Consider the following 19,165-nt stretch of genomic DNA (forward strand, 5'->3'; position numbering starts at 1 on the left):
CACCGCGAACCACAGAACAATCCCACGCTCCGTGCATGGTAAAAGTTGGGCATAAATCCAACAGCCACAAGGCTTTTCCATGCACTCTTCACCTGCGGTTGGCGGAAAACTGTTCGCCCTTTTCTGCCTCGCCAGCTACCTGCTTTCCCTGTCCTATGGCTCGACATTCTTGCTGTCGCTGCTGATCCATTCCCGTGGCGGCAACGAACACGACGCCGGCAGCGTGATCTCCATGGCAATGCTCAGCACCTTTGTGGCGGTGCTGGTTTCCGGGCATCTGGCGGACCTGCTGGGCGCCGCCAGGTCCATCGCCCTGCTCGGCGTATTGCTGGTGCTGGCGTGCCTGGGCTTTGCGCTGACACCGGGATTTGGCGAGGACTTGATGTTCTTTGGCTTGTCGTTGGGGTTGGGCTGGGGCGTGTTCTATACGCTGGGGCCGATCATCGTCGCGATGCTGGTGGAACCGGCGCAGCGGGCCAAATATTTTGCCCTGCTGTCGGGCAGCATGATGACCGGGATCGGCTCCGGGCCGCTGCTCGGGCGGGCGGCAAGTGCGCTGGATTTTTCGCTGACGACGGCGTTTTATATCGCGGCGCTGGCGAGCCTTACGGGCGTGGTGATTTTCTGGCGGCTGGGTCGCGCCCTCAGTCAGCACACTGCGCCGGCGTCGAAGATTTCCTGGTCGGCGACGCGCCAGGTGCTGTCATCGAAAGCGGTGTTCGCGATCATCATGGTCGGCCTCGGCGGTTGCGTGTTTGGCGGGCTGTCGAGTTTCCAGACCAGCTACGCGGCGCTGCACGGGCTGGATTATTCGCTGTTCTTCCTGGGTTTCATGAGTGCGGCGATTACCAGCCGCCTGCTGATCGCCGGCATCGTGGTCAAGCGTGATCCGTATTGGGCGGCGTGTGTGTTGTCGGGGTTGATGCTGGTGTCGATTTTCCTGTTCGGCTTCAGGGTCAGTGGCAACTACAGCTACCTGCTGGCGGCCGTCACCCTGGGCATCGGTTATGGCCTGACGTATTCGGTGATCAATGGTTTGGCTGCGAACGAGGCGCCCGCCGGCACCACTTCACAAGCGTTGCTGTTGTTCAGCCTGGCGTACTTTATCGGGGTGTTCGGTTTCCCGTTGCTGGCGGGCAAGGTCATCGTCGAATACGGCATGCCGACCCTGTTGATGAGCGTGCTGGCCGTGGCTTTGCTCAATTGGCTGATCACAGTGGCGCGGCTGGTCTGGCGCCGAATCGCGTCACACAAAATCTTACAAGCGACGTAAGACCGTTCGTCGGTATCGAGGCACGAATCGCAAACGGGGGCGGACCAATATCAGGTAAGGACATTAATCATATGGAGACACCATCATGACGACTTCCAAATTTGCCGCCCTCGCCCTCACCGGTTTGCTGTCTGCGGTTTCGCTGAGCAGCTTTGCCGCCACCACAGGTTCCAGCACCGGCCCGACCGACCCTGTCGGCAGCCCGCCCAACCCCGCTACCCAAGAGTCGAAGGACTCGATGGGCACCGGCATGGACACCAATGGCGGCGCCATCATCGACAACAGCAAAGACCCACGCACCCAGGGTGACGACACCAATCGCAACAGCGGTGCAGTACCTAACGGCAAAATGGGCCCAGGCGCCACTTCGCCTTCGATCAATAAAGGCGATGACTCAAACATCCCTGGTGCACCAAAACAGCCAGCGCCTTAACCCGCGAGAAAGACGAACACCCAACCATTTCCCAGTGAAGAGGTATGCATGAACGTCGATCACAACCTTGAAAAAGAAGTCCTCACCCGTCTGCTCCACGCTCATCCCAGCGGGCTGGGCAAGGAAGTGCTGGACAACTACCGAGGTGAAAAAGTGGTGGCCAGCGCCTTGGCCACCTTGCAGGACCGCGGGTGGATCAAGGAAGGCCATGTGACCTGCAACGATGCCGGGGAACACGCGCTGAACCTGCCGATCAAGCTCACCGCATCCGGCGTGGAAGCGGCTCGCAAGCTGGAAAGCGAAGCGGGCCAGTAACGCACTTTGTCTGGCCTGGCCCTTCGCGAAGGGCCAGAACCAGAAGGAGTATCGAAATGCCTCGTGGAAGCAAAGCCAAATACACCACCGAACAGAAGCGCAAGGCCGCTCATATCGAAGAGAGTTATGAGCACAAGGGCTTGTCGAAAGAAGAGGCCGAGGCCCGGGCTTGGGCCACCGTCAACAAGCAGTCGGGTGGCGGCGAAAAGGCTGGCGGTTCAGGTCAGCGCAAGGCGCCGGCGAAGAAGTCTCAGGACCGGCATGAGTCGGCCAAACGGGCTGCGGCCAGTCGTGAAGGGCATCCGCGTAACAGCAGGATGTCGCTGGGCACGCAGACCAAGGAAAGCTTGCTGAAGGAAGCGCGCGCCAAGGACATTCCCGGGCGCTCGACCATGCGCAAGGATGAGTTGATTGAGGCGCTGAAAAAGGCCGGTTAACGCGGATCAAAATGTGGGAGCGGGCGTGCTCGCGAAGGCGGTGTATCAATGCCAGATTCATTGGCTGACCCACCGCCTTCGCGAGCAAGCCCGCTCCCACATTTTTGATCGTGTTTTCAGCCACGGAATCAGCGGTGGGCGGCTACCAGTAGCATCATCGGCCGCTCCAGCTCTTCTGCCAATGCGGGGCGGGCCTTCAGGTCTGCTTCGCTGGGGCCCCACTCGTCTACATGGGTCAGGGTGAACCCCGCCTGGATCAACAGCGTCAGCAACGTGCCTACCGTGCGATGCTGCTTGATCACGCCATCTGCCAACCAGTTGGTGACCCGTGGCCCTTCGATCTGATAGCTGTCCACCGGCCAGCTCTTGCGCCCTTGCTCATCAATCAGCCAGCCCGGCTGCCGAGGCGCCATGAAGATCGGGTGCTCGATGGAAAACACCAACCGTCCGCCTGGCACCAACGCCTGATGAATGCGCGCGAACAGGCCTTTCAGATCGACGATGTAATGAAACGCCAATGAGCTGTAAGCCAGGTCGAAAGCGGCATCCGGAAGGTCGAGTTTTTCCAGGTCGGCGATGCCGTAGGTGATAGCCGAAGACGCAGTCATCTCCTTCGCCCGCGCCAGCATTTTTTGCGACACATCCAGCCCCAGCACCTGCTCGGCGCCCTGCTCCTGAGCCCAGCGACTGAACCAGCCGTAGCCGCAACCGAGGTCCACCACTTTCGAGCCACACATCGGCGGCAACATGGCCTGCAAAGCCGGCCACTCCGGAGCGCCGGCGAGGCCTTCTACCGAGCGGCCCATTTTGCTGTAGCCCTCGAAGAAAACCTCGGTGTCGTAGATGTTCTGGGTCATGACGTTGCTCCGTGCTGAATGGCGACTATTCTGCCGAATCAGCCCGCGCTCAACAACGCATCCACTTCAGCCGTGCCCGGTGAGGTTGCCGGCCCCCAGCGCGTGACCGCCAATGCTGCCGCCGCATTGGCGCGACGTGCCGCGACAACTGGCGCCAAACCATTGGCCAGGCCGGCGATAAACACCCCGGCGTGAGCATCACCCGCACCGTTGCTGTCCACCGCCTTGACCTTGAATCCCGGCACATGCTCGGCCTTGCCGTTACGGCTGACCCAGCAGCCATTCGGTCCATCGCGAACCACCAGCAAGGTGCCGGCGGGCAGGTGCTCGTTGAGTTTGAGCAATGCCCCCGCGAGATCGCTGGCGCCGGTGAATGCCAGGGCTTCCGGACCGTTGCTGGTCCAGATGTCGATACGCGGCAACAAGGTGACCATCAAGGCCGAGTCCGGCGCCTTCACCAGCGGGCCCGGATCGAACACCACGGTAATCTGGCGCGGCAACGCCAACAGCCAATCGAGCAACGCTTGGGCCTTGCCCTCCAGCAGCAAGCTGTAGCCGCTGACGTACACATAGTCATCGGCGTTGGGTACCGCGCTGGCCAGGTCTTGCGCGAGCAAATCACCTTCGGCGCCGATATGGGAAATGAAGGTACGCTCGGTAGTGGCTTCGGTCAGGGACACACACAGGCCGGTGTCCTTGTCGTCGCTGGCAGGCAGGGCCATTTCAATGCCCTCGGCCTGCATTGCCGCGCGTGCCAGGTCACCAAAGCGGCCGCTGCCATGGCGGCCCAGGTAGACCACCGGCAAGCCGTTGCGCCGGGCGGCGGCCATCACGTTGAAGCCGCCGCCGGCTTCGAAGCTGGCGGAATTGGCCAATACATCGCCGCCGGTGGCGGGCAATGTGTCGAGGGACATGACCAGGTCGACGATGACCTGCCCGCTGTGCAGCAATCTAGACATTAGCGTTCTCTACCAAAGCCGGACGACGATCAGCCGCGCCACCCAGTACCGCATAAATCCCGCCGGCCACCAGGAAGGTGACGATCCAGCCCAGGCCGTTGTGGCCCAGCCACGAATCGGACAACGGCCCGGCGAACCAGATGTTCTCGGCCGTGGTGCCGATGGTGGTGAAGCTGAAGCCCAGCACAATCGCAATCGCCCAGGCGCCGAACGCACGCCATTCAACCCCGCCGCGATACCAGTAGGCGCTGCTTGGCGTCACGTCCAGCAGGTCTTTGGGGCTGTAGTAGTGACGATGGATCAGGTCGACCACAAAGATCCCGACCCAGGCGGTAATCGGTACCGCCAGCAACGAGATGAAGGTGATGAACGGACCATAGAAACTGTCGGCGATCAGCATGAAGTAGATCGAACCGGCGAAGATCGCGACGATGTCGACGATCACCGCGTGTACGCGCTTGACCTTCAAACCGAGGGTCAAGGTGGTGAGGCCCGCCGAGTACACCGACAGGTTGTTGGACAGCAGCAGTCCGCCAAACGCGGTGATCAGGTACGGCACCGCCATCCAGGTCGGCAGCATGTCGCGGATCGCGATGATCGGGTCAGTGGCCGACGCCAGGTCGTTGTTGCCCACCGACAGCAGGCCGCCGAGGGTGATCAACAGCACCAGCGGAATCCCCGCACCGAAGGCGGCAGAGGCCACCAGGCGCACGGCCTTGACGCTGCGGTGCTGATAGCGCGACATGTCGGCACCGGCGTTGGCCCAGCCGATACCCGTACCGGCGGCCATAGTGCCGATGCCGATGATCATCGCGCTCAACGGCGCAGGCGTGGCGTTGAACACGGCGCTCCAGTCGATGGTGGCGCAGAGGAAACCGCCCACCAGGATATTCAGTGCGCCGAACACGTAGGTGGCCCACTTCTGGATCACCAGCAAAGTGGCGTGGCCCAGGCCCGATACGGCGAGGGTCAGCAGCACGAAAATGCCAATGAACAGCAGGGTCAGTACCGGCGCGCTTTTGGCGGCAACCGGCGAGTTGAACAGGATCGAGCACAACGACAGCAGCACGAATGCCGCGGTGGTGGTATTGACGGTTTCCCAGCCCAGGCGCGACATCAGTGACACCAGGGTCGGGCCGATATTGCCGCGTACGCCGAAGATCGCCCGGGACAGCGTCAAGCTCGGGGCACGGCCACGACGGCCGGCGATGGAGATGATGCCGACCACCGCAAACGAACCGGCGGCGCCGAGGATCGCGACGATGATCGCCTGCCAAATTGCCAGGCCGCGAAACGCCACGAGGGTCGCGCCCAACGGCAAGCCGAGGATGCTGATATTGGCCGCAAACCAGACCCAAAAGAGTTGCAGCGGATGGCCGTTGCACTCCCCTTCCGGGACCGGCTCGATGCCGCGTGTTTCCAATTGCCCGGCGCTTTGGCCGGAAGAGGACGTACTCATGGTGGGGTGCTCCTGATGCCTGTTTTTTTGTGGTTGTGGCAGGTTGGCAAGTTGAATCTGTGTTCCGGTCTTCCTGACTCGACTGGATCAATGTGGGAGCGGGCTTGCTCGCGAAAGCGGTGCATCAGTGACACATGCGTTGCCTGACACACCGCTTTCGCGAGCAAGCCCGCTCCCACATTTTTGATCTGCGGTGCTCAGCGCAGATCGAGCAGGCCTTGGACCAAGGGCTCCAGGTCCAGGCCATTAACCTGCTTGACCTGCTCGATCATCGCCTCAGGCCAGCACTGCATCCCCAGGCACGCACCGAGCATCGCGCCGAGAATCGCGGCGATGGTGTCGGTGTCGCCGCCAAGGCTGGCGGCCATGCACAAGGCTTCGAAGGCGTTCACTTCACCCACCGCAACTTGCTGCGCGAGGGCAAACGACACCACCACCGATTCCTGGGACGCCACCGAAGTGCCGATCAATTCGTAGAGCAGGTCGGTAAACAGCGCCTTGTCGCCGCTGTCCACGCTCAACGTGCGTGCCCAACTGATGCGGGTGGCGATGCGCCCACCGGCAATCCAGTGGCCGTGGTTTTCCGCCTGCTGGGCGATCTGGGTGCCGATGTTCAGCGCTTCACCCAGGTCGACACCGTTGATCCCGGCGGAAACCACCGCCGCCACGGCGGCTGCGCTGGAGATGCCCAGGTTAGTGTTGTGGGTGACCTGGCAGGCCTGGATCACCGCCTGGATAAACTGCGCAGGGTCATTGACGTTCGCCGCGATGCCCACCGGGGTGATGCGCATGGCGGCGCCGTTGGTGGTGCCGTAGCGCCCGGATTCTTCCGGGGTGTGGCCCGCCAGGATCATGTCGATCGCGCGTTTGGTCGACGGGCCCAGCAAATCCTGGGAACCCTTGGCGCGCATCACCGCTTCCCAGTCGATCAGGCGCTGGGCCAGCTCGGTGGGTTCAATTTTGCCCTGGCCGCCCACCAGCAACTGACCGACGAGGATCGCCTGTTCGGTGTCATCGGTGATCGAGCCCTTGGGCATGTTCGGCGCGATCGGCTGATCGGCGTCGGCATCTTCCAGGGCGGTGATCGCGCCGAAACGCGCCTTGACCTGCTCGCGGCTCAGGGACTGGGTGGGCATGCCCAACGCATCGCCCAGGGCCAGGCCGTAGAAGGCGCCGAGGGCGCGGGTGGTGGCGGTCATGTCGGTGTTCCAAATTGAAGGTGCAGGCGAAAGTGCAGAGGGTCGAGCAGGCTTTCGACGGATTCCATGAAGCGGTCTTGCCGGTCGTAGGTGGTGCGCAGGGCCTTGAGGAACACCGTGCCCACCGGGCGACCCAGCAATTGGGCGTCTTCCTCGTTCAGCGGCTCGGCCCCGATCCATTGGCTGCCGGTGGCGCCGACGTAGCCGTAGGCGGCCAAGGTGATGGTCAGGGAGTTATCGATCAGGCCGACTTGCGGCAGGCTTTCCAGGCCACCGGAGGCCGGCATCAACGAGCGCTCCAGGGACACGAACGTGCCGTCGGCGGCGCGACGGCGGCGATCGAGGGCGATGAATTGGTCACTGCCGTGACTGCTGAGCAGGTCCGGACGAGTGACCGCTTCCAGGCGCAGGATTTCGGAGGTGACCACTGCGCCGGTGTCGGCGAGGGCTTGAGCCCAGCCGCTGCGCTGGTCGAGCACCATGCCGTCGAAGGTGACGATGGAGCCCACGCCGCTTTGGGTGGCGATGTAGCTGCGGCGCTTGAGTTCGGCCAGGGCTTCACGCAGGGTGCCGCGGCTGACGGAAAACTCTTCGGCCAGTTGGTGCTCGCCCGGCAACAGGACACCGTCAGCCATCACTCCGCCCTCGATACGGCGGATCAGCTCGTCGACGACGCGTTTTTTCTTATCAAATCGGACATGTCTAATCATGTACAAATTGATAACCGAAAGCGCCCGGCTACAGCAAGCGAATTATTTCAGAGGAAGGGAGAAACCAGCCTCAGGGCTCCAGGCCGATGGGGAAAAATACCCCGCCGCTCCAGACGCCAAGCCAGTTCTTACCGTTGATCGGACGGGTCACCGCCAACTCCACCAACTGATAGAACGCATTGCGGTGGACCAAGGCTTCGAGGTTTGTGCGCACCCGCAGGTACGGCGAAGGTTCCTGAGTGTCCGGATCGATCACCACCCGCAGCGGATGTTCGATACCGGCCTCGACCTGTTCATCGACATTGGTGGTAAAGCGCAGCACCTGGCTTTCGCCCTGCCCTTCGACTTCCAGGGTGACGGCGACAAAGGGCGCGTCATCGACCTTGATCCCGACCTTTTCCACCGGGGTGATCAGGAAGTAATCATCGCCGTCGCGGCGGATGATGTTGGAGAACAGCTTGACCATCGGCTTGCGGCCAATCGGCGTGCCCATATAGAACCAGGTGCCATCGCGGGCAATGCGCATGTCGATATCGCCGCAAAAATCCGGGTTCCACAGATGTACCGGTGCGGGCCCCTTGCCCTTGGGCAATTGCGCCAACAGGTCATTGGCCTTGGCCGAATCGGTCATGCTGTACTCCTTGTGTCTTACTGATCGCTCATGCCCAACAGGCTGCGCGCGTAGTGCGCCAGGGGCTTGCCGATCAGGTCATCAGGCTTGTTGTCGTGGAACGTCAGTAAACCGCCACGGCTGTGAATCCGCACAGTATCAATCAAATACTGGGTGCTGGTCTCGATCAACATGACCTGAATGGTGCCGGTGTCGATACCCAGGCGATCCACCGCCTCCTGGTCAGACCATTCATCGGCGTTGCCGATCCGGTCATCCGCCTGGGCAAAGCGGCAGTACAGCAGGTAATGCGCACCGGCCGCGCGGGCTTCAGACATTGCCTGCTCCAGGCCTTCGGGCTTGCGGGCGCGGCGGACCATCGGGAAGTATTCGACAAAGCCGTTGAAGGCTTCCTCGGCCACCACGTTAGGCCGTGGATAGGCGCTGCCCGGCGGGGTGAAGGCGCCCTGGGCGATGAAAACGAAGGAGTCCGGCTGTATGCGGACCGAATTGACGCGGCGAGTATCGCTGTGGTCCAGCAGCCCGGCGTCGCTCATCTGATAGCGCGTGCCTTCGGCCATATCACTGACGGTCATGCAGCCACCCAGCGCGAGTGACGCCAGCACCAAAACCAGACTACGCATCCTAATTCTCCAAAGGCCGGTGACGGAAAACCGGCGAATGGGCACGAGATGCAGATTTTGCGCCAGCTTGCGGGACTAACCGCCGATGATCTTCATGATGGTGGCGCCGCCGGAGAATGCCACTTCCTGCTTGTCGCCCAGAGCCTTGACCAACAAGCGCTGCAAGGCCGGCAGAGCCTGGTGGCGGGGTTTGTCCAGCAGGTCGCCCACGTAGTGGCGGTTGCTCGACGACAGGCAGCCATGCAGCCAGCCGGTGGACGACAGGCGCAAACGCGAGCAGGTCCGGCAGAACGGTACGCTTTCGTTGGCGATGACACCGAAGAAACCTTTGCCAGGCACTTCGTAGCGCACGGCAGTGGCGTCCACCGGGGCGTTAGCTTGCAGGTATTCGTGTTGTTCGCCGATCAGGCTGAGCAATTGCTGGAGGCTGACGAATTGCTGCAGGAACGCGTTGGAATCGTTGGCCAAGTGGCCCATGCGCATCAATTCGATAAACCGCAGCTCGTAGCCACGCTCCAGGCAGTAGTCGAGCAGCGGCATCACCTGGTCGAGGTTCTGGCCGCGCAACGGCACCATGTTGACCTTGATCTTGATTCCGGCGGCGCTGGCCTGGTCCATGCCATCAAGCACGGTGGCCAGGTCGCCACCACGGGCGATGCTGCGGAAGGCGTCGGCATCCAGAGTGTCGAGTGAGACGTTGATCCGGCGAATACCCGCATCCACCAGCAGCGGCAGTTTGCGCGCCAGCAGTTGGCCGTTGGTGGTCAGGCTGATATCACTCAGGCCCATCTGCCCCACGGCGCCCATGAAGGCCTCCAGCTTGGGGCTGACCAACGGCTCGCCGCCGGTAATGCGCAGGCGTTCGATGCCAGCAGCCTCGATCAGGTACTCGACGCCACGCGCCATTGCCTCGGCCGACAATTCGTCCTGCGCAGCCACCAGCCGCTTGCCGTTGGGCACGCAGTAGGTACAGGCGTAATTGCAGGCTGAGGTCAGGCTGATCCGCAAATTGCGGAATCGCCTGCCTTGACGATCAACGATCATGGATCACTCCGGCAGAGGATAATTCGGGCGCGCTAAAACCTGACTGAAAAATCAAGTTTTAGCAAGGTCCTTGCCTGAGTATATTCCTGGGTTACTGCGCTGGGCAGGAAATCATATCGCCATCACGCTGGCGAATGATTCAAGTGGCCGGCGTTTCAGCGTTCGGCAAATCGGTGCTGTGCTTGCGTTTGTTGCCCATGCGCACGCCGATGTCCATCAGGAACTGGAAGAAACCTTCCTGGTCTTCCAGCACATTGCTCCAGAACGGCGAGTGGTACAGCGCGACGGCGCCGTGCACCAACGCCCAGGCGGCGCAGTAGTGGAAATACGGCGGCACGTCTTCCAGCTTGCCCTCGCTGATGCGGCCCTTGATCAGCAGGGTCAGGCGTTCGAAGTTCGAGGCACGGATCTTGTGCAGTTCCTCGACCATTTCCGGCACCTGATTGCCCTTGACCACTTTTTCTTCCAGGCGATCAAACAGGCGGTAGCGCTGCGGGTCACGCATGCGGAACTCGAAGTAGGCGCGGGACAGCGCTTCCTTGTCCTTATCGACATCGGCCGAGTGCAACAGCTCGTTCAAGTCGCGCTCGTAGTCGAGCATCAGGCGCAGGTAGATCTCGGCCTTGGACTTGAAGTGCTTGTAGATGGTGCCTTTGCCGATACCCACGGCATCCGCAATCATCTCGACGGTGACGCTGTCTTCACCCTGGTCGAGGAACAGCTTGAGTGCGGTGTCGAGAATTTCCTGCTCGCGGCGGCGAAACTCACGGACCTTGCGGGGTTCTTTGTGCATAAGAAAAAGGTCTGCAGAGATGGATATTGGGAGGGTGGCGTGCCCCAAGCCGTGCTTGTCGGAACGTTTTACCCGGTGCGCGGGATTATCCCGACTGAACGGTCGTTGGGCAACGCCTATATGAACAACCTTTGCACTTAACTTACAGCGCGCCAACGAATAAGCCGATTTGAGTCAGAAATAAAACAGGCCATTGGCGCATGTGCATCGCAACCAATGAGAACTCAACCGAAGCGGGCGTATTCCAAATCTGTTTAAAAAACGATCAGATGCGGCTGGACTGAATCGGATACTGATCAATACTTGAACTGTCGGCGTGGCATCTCCCCCAAGTGACGCGTCGACCTGGGTACCGACGGACTGCGTACCCTTGTTTTACTCCTAATGGTCTTAACCCGGATTCACCCCCCAGAACCCGGGTTTTTTTTGCCTGCGATTTAGTGGCCGACGTGAGCCAGCGGAAACAGACGCTTGAAGTTCTCGGTGGTCTGTTCGGCGAAGCGCTCGTAGGACTCGCCCCGCAGCATCGCCAGGTAATCCGCCACATCCCGTACGTATTCCGGCAGGTTGGGTTTGCCGCGATGAGGAATTGGCGCCAGGTACGGCGAATCGGTTTCCACCAGCAGGCGGTCTGCCGGGACCTGGCGCGCGACATCCCGCAGGGCATCGGCGTTGCGGAAGGTCACGATGCCCGACAAGGAAATGTAGAAGCCGAGGTCGAGGGCGGCCTTGGCCATGTCCCAGTCTTCCGTGAAGCAATGCAGCACACCGGCCTGGGGCAGCGCAGCCTCGCGCAGCAGGGTCAGGGTGTCGGCACGGGCGCCACGGGTGTGGACGATCACTGGTTTGCCAGTCTGCTGGGCGGCTTGCAGGTGCAGACGGAACGACGCCTGCTGCAACTCGGCGGCTTCCGGTTCGTAGTGGTAATCCAGGCCGGTCTCGCCGATGGCCACCACGCGTGGGTGATTGAGTTCGCCAAGCAGCCAGTCGAGGGCCGGGGCTTCGCCGGGCTTCAGGTCCAGCGGGTGAATGCCCACCGAGCAATCGACGTCAGCATAACGATCGGCCAGGGCTTTGACATCGGCGGCGTTTTCCGCGCTGACGCCGATGCACAGGAAGTGCCCTACCCCGCGCTGACGCGCGGCTTCGAGGGCGGCGTCGAGGGAGCCGCCGTGCTGGGCCAGGTCGAGGCGATCAAGGTGGCAATGGGAATCTACGAGCATAGGGATCTACAACTTGAGTCACGGAAAGTGTCTGGCCAACGATACACCCGTCGGCCACTGAAATTAACGGCGGCCGAGCAAGCCGACCCATTGCACCAGCAAGGCCTCAAGCAACAACACGCGGTTGAGGTTGGCCTTGCCCAGGACCTTCTGGCGTTGGGCGAGGATCCAGTCCTGAATGTTCAGGACCTTGTCCTGGGCACTCTTCTGCGCGAGGTATTGCACCACCTTGCGCATGTCCGCCAGGCCCAGGCCGTTTTCGTCCTGGGTCAGTTGGTAGCGCAGGATCAGGCTCGACCAGTCGCAGAACCAGTCGAACAGCAGCAGCAAGGGAATGTCTTTCCAGGCGCTTTCGGCCAGTTGCGTGGCGGACATCTCCTGCTTGAGCAGTTTCTTCACTCCGTCCACCACCAGCGCACGCTGTTCACGTACGCCCTGGGCCTGGAGTTTGACCGCCGCCAGGGGCGAGCCGGCCGCCAGGGTCAGCAACTCGACGCGCTCGGCCTCGCCACACTCCGGCAGTGCCTGGGCCAGCCATTGCAGGCTCATGGCTTCGCTCGGCAACGGGCAGGCCTGTTGCACGCAGCGGCTGCGGATGGTCGGTAGCAGGCGGCTGGACTGGTGGCTCACCAGCAGCAACACGGTATCGCCGGAAGGTTCTTCCAGGCTCTTGAGCAAGGCGTTGGCCGCGTTGATGTTCATCGATTCCACTGGCTCGATCAGCACCACTTTGCGCCCGCCCATCTGCGCGGTCTGCACCACGAAGCTGACCAGATCACGCACCTGATCGACTTTGATTGCCTTGTCGGCTTCTTCCGGTTCCAGCAGGTAGTTGTCCGGGTGGCTGCCGGCCTTGAGCAGCATGCAGGCTTTACATTTCCCGCAGGCTTCCAGGCCGTTGAGCCGCTGGCATAACAAGCTGGCCATCAGCCGCTCGGCCAGGGCGCGCTTGCCGATGCCCACCGGGCCGTGGAGCAAGTAGGCGTGGGCGTGCTGGGCACGGCCCGCCAGTTGCTGCCAGAGGCTGTCCTGCCACGGGTAGGCTTCAGCCACGGACACGCTCCACGAGTTTCGGCAACAGGGCGTCGATGGACTGCTGAACCTGAGTCAGGGGTTGCGCGGCGTCCAGCAGGTGATAACGGGCAGGATCGGCTTCGGCGCGCTTGAGAAACGCGCCGCGCACAGCTTCAAAAAACACTCGGGTTTCCAGTTCGAAACGATCGAGGCGACCCCGGGCAGTGGCGCGGGCCATGCCGACTTCCACCGGAAGGTCGAACACCAGGGTCAGGTCGGGACGCAGATCGCCCTGGACGAAGGTCTCCAGCGTCGCAATGCGCTCGAGGGACAAGCCACGACCGCCGCCCTGATAAGCATAGGTGGAGTCGGTAAACCGGTCACAAATCACCACCGCGCCACGGGCCAGGGCCGGGCGAATGACTTCGGCCAGGTGCTGGGCGCGGGCAGCAAACACCAGCAGCAGCTCGGTGTCGGGGTTCATCTGTTCGTCGCCCGGGGTCAGCAGCACTTCACGGATGCGCTCGGCCAGCGGCGTGCCGCCGGGCTCGCGGGTCAGCAGCACCTCGATACCTTCGGCGCGCAGGCGCTCGGCCAGGTATTCGCGGTTGGTGCTTTTGCCGGCGCCTTCCGGGCCTTCCAGGGTAATAAACAAGCCAGTCACAGGCAGTCCTTAGTCAGAGTCATTGCGGGCTTTGCGGCGCGGTGTCGTCGGGTGCAGAGGACGGCTCGGCGGGCGTATCAACCGGCGCGTCCGCAGGTTTTGCCGTCGGTGCTGGCGCCGGGCTGGAACGGTAATCGGCGCGGCGCTTCATCTGGTACTCACGCACCGCAGCGTTATGCGCATCCAGGTTATCCGAGAAAATATGGCTGCCGTCGCCACGGGCGACAAAATACAGGCTGCTACCGGCCACCGGGTTCAGCGCGGCGTGAATCGCCTCACGTCCGACCATGGCAATCGGCGTCGGCGGCAGGCCGGCGATCACGTAGGTGTTGTAGGGCGTGGATTCCTTGAGATGGGCGCGGGTCAGCTTGCCGGTGTAGCGCTCGCCGAGGCCGTAGATCACCGTCGGGTCGGTTTGCAGCAACATGCCGATCTGCATGCGCCGCACGAACACCCCGGCGATCTGGCCGCGCTCTTCCGGCACGCCGGTTTCTTTCTCGACCAGCGAGGCCATGATCAACGCTTGATAGGGTTCGGTGTACGGCGCGTCAGCGGCGCGTTTGCTCCACTCCTGGGCGAGGACATCGTCCAGACGGTTATAGGATTTCTTCAGCAACTCCACATCGCTCATGCCGCGAACGAAGCGGTAGGTGTCGGGAAAGAAGCGGCCCTCGGGGAACACGCCGGGGTGGCCGAGTTTTTCCATGACCTCACTGTCACTCAGGCCCGACAGGGTTTGCTCGATCTTTTCATGTTTGGCCAGGGCGGCGCGCACCTGGCGGAAGTTCCAGCCTTCCACCAGCGTGATGCTGTACTGCACCACTTCGCCACGCTGCCACAAACCGATCAGGCCCTCGGCGGTGAGGCCCGGGGTCATGCGGTATTCGCCGCTGTGCAGCGGCTGGCCGTCGAGGTTGAAGCGCCAGTAGAGACGCAACCAGAACGCATCCTTGAGCACGCCGTCATTTTCCAGGCGATTGAAGGTGCCGGTGGGCGTCGCGCCGGCCGGTACGTCCAGCAATTGCTCCTGGGTCAGATTCAGGGGCTGCTCAAGGGCCGAGTTCAGCTTCCAGGCCGAAGCGCCCAGCAGCAAACCCGCCAGGACCAGACCGATCTCCAGCAACAATACAAATTTACGTCTCAAATCAAATATCCAATAGTGCGCGAACAATGCCCTGCAGTTTACGGGTGAGCGGCCCAACCGGCCAGCTCATCGCAGCACATCCGCGCACCGGCCAAATGCCATATACGCTGTTGCACACAAAGACTTCGTCGGCCTGGTGCAGCTGTTCAAGGCTGATATCGGCCACGCTCGTCGGAATGCCCAACTGCTGCGCCTGGGCCAACACCTCGGCCCGCATGACGCCCGCGACGCCACAGCGCTTCAGATCAGCGGTCAGCAACACGCCGTCACACACCAGGAACAGGTTGCTGAAGACGCCTTCGATGACTCGACCGGACATATCCAGCATCAAACCTTCGGCGTGATCGGCATCCTGCCACTCGGCGCGGGCGAATACCTGTTCCAGGCGATTGAGGTGCTTGAGGCCGGCAAGCAAAGGTTGCTTGGACAAACGGGTGGTACACGCAAACAGGCGAATGCCTGACGCTGCATGTTCCGGGGGATAAGCGGCAGGCGGACTGCCTTGCAGAATGCGCCGCGCGGGAGCGCCAGCGCTGATGCCGTAACCGCGCTGGCTGTCGCCACGGGTCAGGATCAACTTGAGTACACCCTCGCCCAAGGCGGCGGCATAGGCCAGCAATTCGCTGCGGATCAACGGCTGATCCGCAACAATCGCCAACCGCCTGCAGCCGTCATCCAGGCGCTGCAGGTGGCGGTCGAGCAGCACGGGCTGCCCGGCCTTGACGGCAATGGTCTCGAACAACCCATCACCGTACGCCAGGCCACGGTCTTTCAGGGGCACTGCGCCCGCCGGCTGACCGTCGACCCAGCTTTCCATCACTCGGCGAACCGGCGGAACACCAGGGAACCGTTGGTACCACCAAAACCGAACGAGTTGGACAACACCACGTCGATCGGCATCTTCTGTGCTTCATGCGGTACGAAGTTCAGGTCGCAGCCTTCATCCGGCTCATCGAGGTTGATGGTCGGCGGAGCGACCTGATCCTTGATGGCCAACACGCTGAAGATCGCCTCGACCGCGCCCGCCGCACCCAACAGGTGGCCGGTCATGGACTTGGTGGAGCTGACCGCCAGCTTGTAGGCGTGCTCGCCGAACACCGACTTGATGGCCTCGGCTTCCGCCAGGTCGCCCGTGGGTGTCGAAGTGCCGTGGGCGTTGATGTATTGCACCTGGTCAATGTTGACCTTGGCATCACGCAACGCGTTGGTGATGCAGCGCGCAGCACCTGCACCGTCGGACGGCGGCGAGGTCATGTGGTACGCATCACCGCTCATGCCGAAGCCAATCAGCTCGGCGTAGATGGTGGCGCCACGGGCCTTCGCGTGCTCCAGCTCTTCGAGGACCAGGGCACCGGCGCCGTCGGCCAGTACAAAGCCATCACGGCCTTTATCCCACGGACGGCTGGCACGGGTCGGCTCGTCATTGCGGGTCGACAGTGCACGGGACGCGCCGAAGCCACCCATGCCCAGACCGCAGGCAGCCATCTCGGCGCCGCCGGCGATCATCACGTCAGCTTCGTCATAGGCGATATTGCGCGCCGCCATGCCGATGCAGTGAGTGCCGGTGGTGCACGCCGTGGAGATGGCGTAGTTAGGCCCCTGGGCACCCAAGTGGATGGACAGGAAACCGGAAATCATATTGATGATCGAGCCAGGCACGAAGAACGGTGAAATTCGACGGGGGCCAGACTCGTGCAGCGTGCGGCTGGTTTCTTCGATATTGGTCAGACCGCCAATACCCGAACCCATGGCCACGCCGATGCGCTCACGGTTGGCGTCGGTGACTTCCAGGCCGGCATTACGCACCGCCTGAAAACCGGCTGCCAGGCCGTATTGAATGAACAGGTCGAGTTTGCGGGACTCTTTGACCGAGAGATATTCCTCGACATTGAAGTCCTTTACCGAGCCGCCAAAACGGGTGGAATAGGCAGAAAGGTCCGTGTGTTCGATCAGACCAATACCACTGCGGCCAGCCAGAATGCCCTGCCAACTGCTCGGCACATCCGTACCCAGTGGCGACAACATACCCATACCGGTGACTACGACGCGTCTACGCGACACAGCACTCTCCTTTTTCTAATGACGACACTTTGCATCAGGCTTAAAGGAAAAAACCGCACGCCGTAGGGCAGTGCGGTTTTTCCATCACAGCAAGCGACGATTACAAACTATTACGCCTGGTGGCTAGTAACGTAGTCGATAGCAGCTTGAACGGTAGTGATTTTTTCAGCTTCTTCGTCCGGGATTTCGGTCTCGAATTCCTCTTCCAGAGCCATCACCAGCTCAACGGTGTCAAGGGAGTCGGCACCCAGGTCTTCAACGAAGGAAGCAGTGTTGGTCACTTCTTCTTCTTTAACGCCCAGTTGCTCAGCAACGATTTTCTTGACGCGCTCTTCGATGGTGCTCATACCGTGTTTTCACTCCTAATGGACAAATTCAGGCAGCTGGCCAGTGGGTAAGTGTATAGAAAGACTTTTCAGCTTTTCAACTGAAAGCTTCACCCTCGTACCCTATTGGCCATCTGCCTATAAATAGATTGCAGCTTTATAACGGATTTTAGACAGCTCGTATGACATTTTTTTGAAGCGATCCGTCACAATTTAACTCATGTACATCCCGCCGTTAACCGGGATTGTAGCCCCAGTCACGTATGCCGCACCGTCGGATGCCAGGAAAGCGACCACATTCGCGATCTCTTGAGCCTGGCCCAGACGGCCCAGCGGAATCTGCGTCAGCAACGCTTCACGCTGCGCTTCAGGCAATTCGCGGGTCATATCGGTATCGATGAACCCTGGGGCCACCGAGTTGACCGTAATCGACCGCGAGCCCACTTCACGCGCCAGTGCACGGCTGAAACCTTCCAGACCGGCCTTGGCGGCTGCGTAGTTTACTTGGCCTGCGTTGCCCATGGCACCCACAACAGAGCCAATATTGATAATTCGACCCCAACGAGCCTTGGTCATGCCGCGCAAAACGCCCTTGGACAGGCGAAACAGACTGTTCAGGTTGGTATCAACGACGTCATGCCACTCGTCGTCTTTCATGCGCATCATCAGGTTATCGCGGGTAATACCGGCATTGTTCACCAGAATAGCCGGTGCACCGAATTGCGCCGAGATTTCAGCCAATACGGCGGCAACGGACTCATCGCTGGTTACGTTCAGCTCAAGACCGGTGCCCTGAACGCCGTTTTCCTTCAACGTCGCGGCAATACGCTCGGCGCCGGCGGCGGAAGTTGCGGTACCGATGACCACAGCGCCCAGACGACCCAGCTCCAGGGCGATCGCCTGGCCAATGCCACGGCTTGCGCCGGTGACCAGTGCAACTTTACCTTGCAGACTCATGCAGGCTTCTCCTAGGTTCGGAAATTAAAGGTCAGGCCAGAGCTGCACGAGCGGCAGCGAAGGCATCCGGGGTATTGAGGTTGGAAGTCGATACGCCTTCGGCGCAACGCTTGTTCAGGCCGGCCAGGACTTTGCCCGGGCCGCACTCTACCAATTGGGTGGCGCCGTTGGCGGCCAGGGCCTGCACCGACTCAACCCAGCGAACCGGCTTGTACAGCTGTTCCAGCAGGTCGCGCTTGAGGGTTTCCAGGTCGGGAGCAACCGCGGCGCTGACGTTCTGCACCAGCGGGATCTGCGGCGCCTGCCAGTTGATCGCAGCGATCGACTCGGCAAAACGCTCGGCAGCCGGGCGCATCAGTTCGCAGTGGGACGGCACGCTGACCGGCAATGGCAACGCACGCTTGGCGCCACGGGTCTTGCAGCCTTCGATGGCGCGCTCTACCGCAGCCTTGGCACCGGCGATCACCACCTGGCCAGGGGAATTGAAGTTCACGGCGCTGACCACTTCGCCCTGGGCCGCTTCGGCACAGGCAGCAATCACGTCAGCATCTTCCAGGCCGAGAATGGCGGCCATGCCACCCTGCCCGGCCGGAACTGCTTCCTGCATCAGTTGGCCACGACGCTCGACCAGCTTGACCGCTTCACCGAGGGTCAGGCTGCCAGCGGCCACCAGGGCGCTGTATTCGCCCAGGCTATGGCCGGCAACGTAAGCCGGGCGCGCACCACCTTCAGCCAACCACAGGCGCCACAGGGCGATGGAGGCGGTCAGGATGGCCGGTTGGGTCTTGTCGGTTTGGTTGAGCAGCGCTTCCGGCCCTTGTTGGGTCAGTGCCCACAGGTCGTAACCCAGGGCATCGGAAGCTTCCTTGAAAGTTTCCAGGACCAGCGGATGTTCCGCGCCCAGCTCGGCCAACATGCCGAGGGACTGCGAACCCTGCCCTGGAAAGACGAATGCGAGGGATGTAGACATGTAACAAGCCCCTAATGATCTGGTCGTCGGAAATTGGCGCCCCACAGCTGGGAGCGCAAGAAACTGACAGATT

General features: G+C 61.6%; 22 protein-coding genes. 4 read left to right on the top strand and 18 right to left on the bottom strand.

Annotated elements, in window-relative coordinates; genetic code table 11:
* The first annotated feature begins 79 nt into the window (after window positions 1-79).
* The 4 genes from HBJ59_RS12220 to HBJ59_RS12235 all read left to right on the top strand — a co-directional run bounded on the left by HBJ59_RS12220 (window position 80) and on the right by HBJ59_RS12235 (window position 2,458).
* Window positions 80-1,273 carry an MFS transporter gene (locus HBJ59_RS12220; RefSeq protein WP_167663683.1) on the top strand — a complete coding sequence of 398 codons (1,194 nt, stop codon included), beginning with the start codon at window positions 80-82 and terminating at the stop codon, window positions 1,271-1,273.
* 85 nt (window positions 1,274-1,358) lie between these two features.
* Window positions 1,359-1,706: a hypothetical protein gene (locus tag HBJ59_RS12225; protein ID WP_010165919.1), complete on the top strand. Its 348-nt coding sequence runs from the start codon at window positions 1,359-1,361 to the stop codon at window positions 1,704-1,706.
* A gap of 48 nt (window positions 1,707-1,754) precedes the next feature.
* A complete protein-coding gene (locus tag HBJ59_RS12230) occupies window positions 1,755-2,021 on the top strand; it encodes a hypothetical protein (RefSeq protein ID WP_017475797.1) in 267 nt (88 codons plus the stop codon).
* 56 nt (window positions 2,022-2,077) lie between these two features.
* On the top strand, window positions 2,078-2,458 hold the full coding sequence (locus HBJ59_RS12235) for a Rho termination factor N-terminal domain-containing protein (protein WP_167663684.1): 381 nt from the start codon (window positions 2,078-2,080) through the stop codon (window positions 2,456-2,458).
* 128 nt (window positions 2,459-2,586) lie between these two features.
* Here the strand turns inward: HBJ59_RS12235 and HBJ59_RS12240 are convergent, their stop codons facing one another.
* From HBJ59_RS12240 to fabD, 18 genes are all read right to left on the bottom strand, one after another.
* On the bottom strand, window positions 2,587-3,315 hold the full coding sequence (locus HBJ59_RS12240) for a bifunctional 2-polyprenyl-6-hydroxyphenol methylase/3-demethylubiquinol 3-O-methyltransferase UbiG (RefSeq protein WP_167663685.1): 729 nt from the start codon (window positions 3,313-3,315) through the stop codon (window positions 2,587-2,589).
* A gap of 38 nt (window positions 3,316-3,353) precedes the next feature.
* Window positions 3,354-4,274, bottom strand: coding sequence for a PfkB family carbohydrate kinase (locus HBJ59_RS12245; RefSeq protein WP_167663686.1), 921 nt, complete (start codon window positions 4,272-4,274; stop codon window positions 3,354-3,356).
* Window positions 4,267-5,733, bottom strand: a complete 1,467-nt coding sequence (locus tag HBJ59_RS12250) for a cytosine permease (RefSeq protein ID WP_167663687.1) — start codon at window positions 5,731-5,733, stop codon at window positions 4,267-4,269. Before HBJ59_RS12250 ends, HBJ59_RS12245 begins: the two co-directional genes overlap by 8 nt.
* Window positions 5,734-5,930: 197 nt before the next feature.
* On the bottom strand, window positions 5,931-6,932 hold the full coding sequence (locus HBJ59_RS12255; RefSeq protein WP_167663688.1) for an ADP-ribosylglycohydrolase family protein: 1,002 nt from the start codon (window positions 6,930-6,932) through the stop codon (window positions 5,931-5,933).
* A complete protein-coding gene (locus HBJ59_RS12260) occupies window positions 6,929-7,642 on the bottom strand; it encodes a GntR family transcriptional regulator (RefSeq protein WP_076015082.1) in 714 nt (237 codons plus the stop codon). Before HBJ59_RS12260 ends, HBJ59_RS12255 begins: the two co-directional genes overlap by 4 nt.
* A 70-nt stretch (window positions 7,643-7,712) precedes the next feature.
* Complete coding sequence (locus HBJ59_RS12265) at window positions 7,713-8,273, bottom strand: DUF1285 domain-containing protein (protein ID WP_167663689.1); 561 nt, start codon at window positions 8,271-8,273, stop codon at window positions 7,713-7,715.
* Window positions 8,274-8,290: 17 nt separating this feature from the next.
* On the bottom strand, window positions 8,291-8,896 hold the full coding sequence (locus HBJ59_RS12270; protein ID WP_063027950.1) for a DUF4823 domain-containing protein: 606 nt from the start codon (window positions 8,894-8,896) through the stop codon (window positions 8,291-8,293).
* Window positions 8,897-8,971: 75 nt separating this feature from the next.
* The gene (locus tag HBJ59_RS12275) at window positions 8,972-9,940 is read right to left on the bottom strand and encodes a GTP 3',8-cyclase MoaA (protein WP_076015080.1); all 969 of its coding nucleotides are present in this window, start codon (window positions 9,938-9,940) and stop codon (window positions 8,972-8,974) included.
* Between the two features lie 139 nt (window positions 9,941-10,079).
* A complete protein-coding gene (locus HBJ59_RS12280; protein ID WP_076015079.1) occupies window positions 10,080-10,733 on the bottom strand; it encodes a TetR/AcrR family transcriptional regulator in 654 nt (217 codons plus the stop codon).
* 437 nt (window positions 10,734-11,170) lie between these two features.
* Window positions 11,171-11,956 (bottom strand): TatD family hydrolase, encoded by a 786-nt coding sequence (locus tag HBJ59_RS12285; RefSeq protein ID WP_017475806.1) that lies wholly within the window; start codon window positions 11,954-11,956, stop codon window positions 11,171-11,173.
* A gap of 63 nt (window positions 11,957-12,019) precedes the next feature.
* Window positions 12,020-13,009 carry a DNA polymerase III subunit delta' gene (locus HBJ59_RS12290; RefSeq protein WP_167663690.1) on the bottom strand — a complete coding sequence of 330 codons (990 nt, stop codon included), beginning with the start codon at window positions 13,007-13,009 and terminating at the stop codon, window positions 12,020-12,022.
* Window positions 13,002-13,634 carry a dTMP kinase gene (gene tmk, locus HBJ59_RS12295; RefSeq protein WP_167663691.1) on the bottom strand — a complete coding sequence of 211 codons (633 nt, stop codon included), beginning with the start codon at window positions 13,632-13,634 and terminating at the stop codon, window positions 13,002-13,004. The genes HBJ59_RS12290 and tmk overlap by 8 nt, the downstream gene beginning before the upstream one ends.
* 19 nt (window positions 13,635-13,653) lie before the next feature.
* On the bottom strand, window positions 13,654-14,778 hold the full coding sequence (gene mltG, locus HBJ59_RS12300) for an endolytic transglycosylase MltG (protein ID WP_167663692.1): 1,125 nt from the start codon (window positions 14,776-14,778) through the stop codon (window positions 13,654-13,656).
* Window position 14,779: 1 nt separating this feature from the next.
* Window positions 14,780-15,595 (bottom strand): aminodeoxychorismate lyase, encoded by an 816-nt coding sequence (gene pabC / locus HBJ59_RS12305; RefSeq protein WP_167663693.1) that lies wholly within the window; start codon window positions 15,593-15,595, stop codon window positions 14,780-14,782.
* The gene (gene fabF / locus HBJ59_RS12310; RefSeq protein WP_076015073.1) at window positions 15,595-16,839 is read right to left on the bottom strand and encodes a beta-ketoacyl-ACP synthase II; all 1,245 of its coding nucleotides are present in this window, start codon (window positions 16,837-16,839) and stop codon (window positions 15,595-15,597) included. The genes pabC and fabF overlap by 1 nt, the downstream gene beginning before the upstream one ends.
* A 110-nt stretch (window positions 16,840-16,949) precedes the next feature.
* Window positions 16,950-17,186: an acyl carrier protein gene (acpP, locus tag HBJ59_RS12315; protein WP_010165887.1), complete on the bottom strand. Its 237-nt coding sequence runs from the start codon at window positions 17,184-17,186 to the stop codon at window positions 16,950-16,952.
* A 192-nt stretch (window positions 17,187-17,378) separates the two neighbouring features.
* The gene (gene fabG, locus HBJ59_RS12320) at window positions 17,379-18,122 is read right to left on the bottom strand and encodes a 3-oxoacyl-ACP reductase FabG (protein WP_076015072.1); all 744 of its coding nucleotides are present in this window, start codon (window positions 18,120-18,122) and stop codon (window positions 17,379-17,381) included.
* A gap of 31 nt (window positions 18,123-18,153) precedes the next feature.
* On the bottom strand, window positions 18,154-19,092 hold the full coding sequence (gene fabD, locus HBJ59_RS12325; RefSeq protein WP_076015071.1) for an ACP S-malonyltransferase: 939 nt from the start codon (window positions 19,090-19,092) through the stop codon (window positions 18,154-18,156).
* Window positions 19,093-19,165 lie beyond the last annotated feature (73 nt).

This window comes from Pseudomonas sp. AN3A02, from assembly GCF_011765255.1.
Taxonomy (GTDB): domain Bacteria; phylum Pseudomonadota; class Gammaproteobacteria; order Pseudomonadales; family Pseudomonadaceae; genus Aquipseudomonas.

Bases quoted from the DNA above. Each gene is read 5' to 3' on its own strand.
- HBJ59_RS12220 (WP_167663683.1), top strand. From the start codon at position 80: ATGCACTCTTCACCTGCGGTTGGCGGAAAACTGTTCGCCCTTTTCTGC.
- HBJ59_RS12225 (WP_010165919.1), top strand. From the start codon at position 1,359: ATGACGACTTCCAAATTTGCCGCCCTCGCCCTCACCGGTTTGCTGTCT.
- HBJ59_RS12230 (WP_017475797.1), top strand. From the start codon at position 1,755: ATGAACGTCGATCACAACCTTGAAAAAGAAGTCCTCACCCGTCTGCTC.
- HBJ59_RS12235 (WP_167663684.1), top strand. From the start codon at position 2,078: ATGCCTCGTGGAAGCAAAGCCAAATACACCACCGAACAGAAGCGCAAG.
- HBJ59_RS12240 (WP_167663685.1), bottom strand. From the start codon at position 3,315: ATGACCCAGAACATCTACGACACCGAGGTTTTCTTCGAGGGCTACAGC.
- HBJ59_RS12245 (WP_167663686.1), bottom strand. From the start codon at position 4,274: ATGTCTAGATTGCTGCACAGCGGGCAGGTCATCGTCGACCTGGTCATG.
- HBJ59_RS12250 (WP_167663687.1), bottom strand. From the start codon at position 5,733: ATGAGTACGTCCTCTTCCGGCCAAAGCGCCGGGCAATTGGAAACACGC.
- HBJ59_RS12255 (WP_167663688.1), bottom strand. From the start codon at position 6,932: ATGACCGCCACCACCCGCGCCCTCGGCGCCTTCTACGGCCTGGCCCTG.
- HBJ59_RS12260 (WP_076015082.1), bottom strand. From the start codon at position 7,642: ATGATTAGACATGTCCGATTTGATAAGAAAAAACGCGTCGTCGACGAG.
- HBJ59_RS12265 (WP_167663689.1), bottom strand. From the start codon at position 8,273: ATGACCGATTCGGCCAAGGCCAATGACCTGTTGGCGCAATTGCCCAAG.
- HBJ59_RS12270 (WP_063027950.1), bottom strand. From the start codon at position 8,896: ATGCGTAGTCTGGTTTTGGTGCTGGCGTCACTCGCGCTGGGTGGCTGC.
- HBJ59_RS12275 (WP_076015080.1), bottom strand. From the start codon at position 9,940: ATGATCGTTGATCGTCAAGGCAGGCGATTCCGCAATTTGCGGATCAGC.
- HBJ59_RS12280 (WP_076015079.1), bottom strand. From the start codon at position 10,733: ATGCACAAAGAACCCCGCAAGGTCCGTGAGTTTCGCCGCCGCGAGCAG.
- HBJ59_RS12285 (WP_017475806.1), bottom strand. From the start codon at position 11,956: ATGCTCGTAGATTCCCATTGCCACCTTGATCGCCTCGACCTGGCCCAG.
- pabC (WP_167663693.1), bottom strand. From the start codon at position 15,595: ATGGAAAGCTGGGTCGACGGTCAGCCGGCGGGCGCAGTGCCCCTGAAA.
- acpP (WP_010165887.1), bottom strand. From the start codon at position 17,186: ATGAGCACCATCGAAGAGCGCGTCAAGAAAATCGTTGCTGAGCAACTG.
- fabG (WP_076015072.1), bottom strand. From the start codon at position 18,122: ATGAGTCTGCAAGGTAAAGTTGCACTGGTCACCGGCGCAAGCCGTGGC.
- fabD (WP_076015071.1), bottom strand. From the start codon at position 19,092: ATGTCTACATCCCTCGCATTCGTCTTTCCAGGGCAGGGTTCGCAGTCC.